Source organism: Pirellulales bacterium, from assembly GCA_035656635.1.
GTDB lineage: Bacteria > Planctomycetota > Planctomycetia > Pirellulales > JADZDJ01 > DATJYL01.
Genome location: DASRSD010000041.1, coordinates 1 through 4,659, shown reverse-complemented (window position 1 = coordinate 4,659; position 4,659 = coordinate 1). Strand labels below are relative to the sequence as shown.

At 54.3% G+C, this 4,659-nt stretch carries 2 protein-coding genes and 1 pseudogene; 1 reads left to right on the top strand and 2 read right to left on the bottom strand.

Annotation, left to right across the window (positions count from 1 at the left end; all coding sequences use genetic code 11):
- On the bottom strand, positions 1 to 405 hold a 405-nt coding region (locus VFE46_03240; GenBank protein ID HZZ26997.1), incomplete at its 3' end, for a serine/threonine protein kinase.
- A gap of 230 nt (positions 406 to 635) precedes the next feature.
- On the opposite strand from VFE46_03240, the pseudogene VFE46_03235 reads away from it, so the two are divergent.
- Positions 636 to 3,344, top strand: a pseudogene (locus VFE46_03235) (autotransporter-associated beta strand repeat-containing protein).
- A 73-nt stretch (positions 3,345 to 3,417) separates the two neighbouring features.
- Here VFE46_03235 and VFE46_03230 read toward each other — a convergent pair.
- Positions 3,418 to 4,425, bottom strand: coding sequence for a D-2-hydroxyacid dehydrogenase (locus VFE46_03230; protein ID HZZ26996.1), 1,008 nt, complete (start codon positions 4,423 to 4,425; stop codon positions 3,418 to 3,420).
- Positions 4,426 to 4,659: the final 234 nt, after the last annotated feature.

Below are 4,659 nucleotides of genomic sequence, written 5' to 3'. Positions count from 1 at the left end.
GCCATCGACCCATTCCATTTCCATCAGCCGAATGCGATTGCGATCGACGAAGTTGTGCACGTCGAGCAAGTTATCTTGCTGAATGAGAGCTACCCGGGCTGCCACGTCGGCCATACGGGCCATGGCTTCGTCGTAGCTGCGGGCATCTTCAAAGCGTTCAGGGGAAAAGATTTTCAGCGCGACGGGGAGTGTAAAACCATCGGCTCCGCGCCGCTGGCTAAGATAAACCACCCCTTGCCCGCCGGAACCTAGCAAGCGATTCAATCGCAAATGCTCGGTCCAGCTCATTCGCTGCGCTTGCACGAGCGAAACGTAACGATTCAAAAGCTCGTCTGGGCAGCGTTTGGATTCGTGACCGCCCTGCGTCACGGTAGCACGGTTTTCGTAAAAGATCGTCGTCGTCATCAGAAGTTCGCAATTTCCGGGTGGCTGGTCTTCGTGTGTCGTTATGTATCAGCTTTTATATTAGGCCGCAATGAGAAGCTCAGTAAAGAGATACTTTGCTGGCATGGGCAGCAAAAACGACTTTTTAAAATCGCCCTTTTGTGCCGGGCAACGCAAAAGTCTTTGATTTCCCAGTGCATTACCGGTTTGTCGTGTAGTTGTTCAATCGAAACCAAAGTCGCAATAAAATAATGCATTTTCAGCAGTCATCGTGTAGAATAATTCTCGCTGTCGCCTCCCGAAGAGTGCAATGGCATATCGATCGTTACCGGGATGGGGGAGAAAGGATGGGAAAGTATCTGCTGCGTGCAGCGACAGTCTGTATTGCCGCTATATCTTGGCTCAACAATAACTGCGCGCACGCACAATTGAGAGCGTTTGGTTCGGCCGAAGGTTTTGGGGCGGTGGCCACGGGCGGCCGCAATGCTTCGTCGCCTACCATTTATCACGTCACGAATTTGAACGATGCGGGGACGGGCTCTTTCCGCGATGCCGTGTCCGGCTCAAACCGCATTATTGTGTTTGATGTGAGTGGGTATGTCCATTTGGCCAGCGCCGTTTCCGCAAAAAGCAATCTCACGATTTTGGGCCAGACCGCGCCGGGCGACGGCATTGGCATCTACGGCGCCGAAGTTTCCTTCTTCGGCCAAAGCAACGATATTGTACGCTACCTGCGGTTTTTAGATACAACGCTGGACCCGGGATACAAGGGGTCGTCGTCGACCAGCAGCTCTTCATCGAACTGCATTAATATTGGCAGCTCGTCGAATATGATCTTCGACCACGTTTCGGCTGAATTCGCACCCTATAACAACATTGACGCGGCCACGGCGCCCAATCTCACTTTTCAAAATTCGCTGATCGCCGCCCCGTTGGCCAGCCAGCGGTTTAACTTCCATTGGGAAGGAGGCGGCAGCGCAGGAAACTGGGGCGCGGGAACGTTCGTCAACAATGTGTTTGTCGACGGCCACAACCGCAGCATCTTGAGCAAAGGAGATACGCAGTACATCAACAATACCGTTTATAATTACCAGGCCGGCTATACCAGCGGCAATTCCGGGGGCAACTTTCGATACGATGTGATTAACAACTATTTTATCACCGGGCCTAGCACGACCAGTGCCGGTGACGATTTTTACCAGGTCGACAGCACGCAAAGTGCCTATGCCACTGGAAACTTGCTCGATTCGAATAAGGACGGAACCTTGAACGGTTCCTCCGATAACAGCGTCGATGGCGCAACAGTGCTTACTTCGCCCTGGTCCAGCAGCACGTCGCAGCTTCCGCAACTAAGCGCCGCATCCTCATATGCATGGAACGTTGCGCATGCCGGCGATTCGCTGAAACATGATCCCACAACCTACGCCGCTTCCGTGGGATACGATCAGGTCGATTCGCAAATGATGACGAACGTGCAAACCTTAGGCACTGGCGGTCGCTTGTGGACGAGCGAATCACAAACCGGACTTGCCAATGGCGGATTGGGAATCCTGAACAACGACGCGAACAATACGGGAACGGTTGCGAAGAAGCCAACCGATACTGACAACGACGGCATCCCCGATGCTTGGGAAACTGCTCACGGCATGAATCCCAACAGCGCCAGTGATGCGTTGCTCTTGAATCCGGTGGGCTATCGGATGATTGAACAATATGCCAATGAGCTGGGCAGCACGAACGATTCGCGCACCTGGACGGCCGCCAGCGGGACCTGGACCACCTCAGCCAATTGGACCGGCTCGGTTGTTCCGGGCGCGTTAGATTATGCCTTGATACGCGGAAACGGGTCGGCCAATGGCGCGGTCACCATTTCGTCAGGAACGGCGTCGGCCATGACTGCTTCGATTGGCGGCAACGGTCCGGCAACTGGCGAAAAAATCATCGTTAGCGGCGGAACACTCAACGTATACGACACGATGACCATCGGCGATCAAAATAATGGTTCGCTGCAAATCAATTCTGGAACAGTCCAAGCGTACAACATCATCCTGGGCAATACGGTATATAATCCCATTGCCACGAACTACACTGGCACTATTAATTTGAACGGTGGTACGTTAGCGCTTTCGCAGTTAGTTCTCGGCGCTGGCACGCCCAGCCATTGGACCACCGGCGGCTCGCTGGTTTGGAGCGGGGGCACGCTTCAGGCGATTGCCCAATTGAATGTTAACGTGCCAATTTCCGTTTCCAATACCGGCGGCACGATCAACAGCAACAGCTTTAGCGGCACGCTTTCTGGCGTAATCTCCGGCAATGGCGGCATCACCAAAACCGGCCTGGGAACGATCACGCTTACGGGATCGAATACATATATCGGTCCCACCACGGTGAATCAAGGAACCCTGTTATTGGGTTCATCAAACCGTATTGCCAACGCCTCCAATTTGGTTCTTGGAGGAGGCACGTTTGCCACCGGCGGATTTGGCGAAACCCTGGCGGCCCTGGGATTGTCGGCCAGTTCAACCATCGATTTGGGCGCAGGCTCCAGCATGCTTCAATTGAGCGACAGCCACGCGCTGCATTGGACCGGAACGCTAACCGTGGCCAATTGGAGCGGCTCGGTTTCAGGCGGCGGCACAGATCGCATTTTCTTTGGCGCATCGTTCGGCGGACTTAGCCTTGCTCAACTGAATTCGATCGTATTTTCGGGCTCAGGCTCACCGCATGCCGTGCAGTTATCCACAGGCGAAGTGGTGCCCGGTACGCCGGCGCCGCCGCCGATACTGGGAGATTTCAATCGGGACGGCATTGTCACATCGGCTGATATTGTGACGATGCTTTCTGCTTTGGTGAATCTGCCTGCTTACGAAGCGAACCAAAACTTTACGGATGTTGATTTGTTGGCAACCGCCGATCTCAACGGCGATGGCAAAGTCACGAATACCGACTTGCAAGCGTTGCTGAATAAACTGCGGAATGTAGGCAGCAGTACTTCGGCGGTTCCCGAGCCAAATGGATTTCTACTTGCCGCAATCACCTCGGCATTTGCCTTACTGGCTTTGCGTCGAGGCTTTGCGTCGAGGCTTTGCGAATCGGAAAACCCAGCCGCTTGTCTACCAAGTTACGTAACGACTGACCGGCCAAATAGCGCCGCAAATTATCGCAAAAGAAATCGGTCATGTTGTCGATCCGCCATCGGCTTTGACCGGCCACGTGCGGCGTGATGATTACGTTGGACAAATCCCAAAGTTTGCTTTCCGGCGGCAACGGCTCCTCGGCGGCCACGTCCAACACGGCGCCGAATAAGTGACCGGACTGCAGCGCTGCCACCAAATCGTTCTCCACGACTAATTTTCCCCGCGCCATATTCGCCAATACAGCACCTGGTTTGAGCTTAGCCAATGTCTTCGCATTGATCATCCAACGCGTTTCTTCGGTGAGCGGCACGCATAGCACCAACACGTCAACGGCTGCCAGCAAATCGTCCAGTCGATTGGCCGGCCACAACTCTGCCACGTGCAGTGGCTTGTCGACCGGGTAAAAATCGGTTGCCAGAATGCGCGTTTTGAACGGCGCAAGCAATTCCGCTACACGCCGTCCCACGCCTCCCAGCCCCACAATGCCGACCGTACAATGATGCAAATCACGCGTTGGGCGGCGAATATATTCCTTCTTCTGTTGAGCACGAAAGTACTCCGGCAGTCCGCGCAACAACCCGGTGACCAACGCCACCGTATGTTCGGCCACCTGATCTGAGAGCACGCCTGAAGCACTGGTGACAACAATCGAGGATGCCACCACGCTGGGCACCAGCAAATGATCTAGCCCAGCCGCCGAAGATTGAATCCATTTCAGCTGCCCCGTTCGCACCACACCCTCCCAGTCGACAGGCACTTTAGGATGCCCGCAGAATACGTCACAGGCGAACAATTCTCGGGCTACCGCCTCCTGACTGGCATCGCAGATTTCTGCTTGAGGGACAACCGCCTGAATTTGAGCCACGTGCCTCGGTTCAACGGGATAGCACAAAACAATACGCATAGCGGGAAACAACAGAATGTTGGGAGCAGCAGTTTATCGCGGCAGATCCGAGAAGTTCGTCTAATGACGGACACACCATTGTCACCATCGTATCTGCTGGCTCGCCAACCTCCCAGTGGCTGGTGAATCGAGTCTTAATTAGTTAGAATGTAAGTTGAGGGAAAAGAGTTCTGTCTGCTCGCCATATCCCATAATTATTTCTAAGCAGCGGAAGAACTTCCGCCGCGCCCGCCA

Excerpts from the sequence above, each read along its gene's own strand:
- VFE46_03230 (HZZ26996.1), bottom strand. The coding sequence starts at position 4,425 with ATGCGTATTGTTTTGTGCTATCCCGTTGAACCGAGGCACGTGGCTCAA.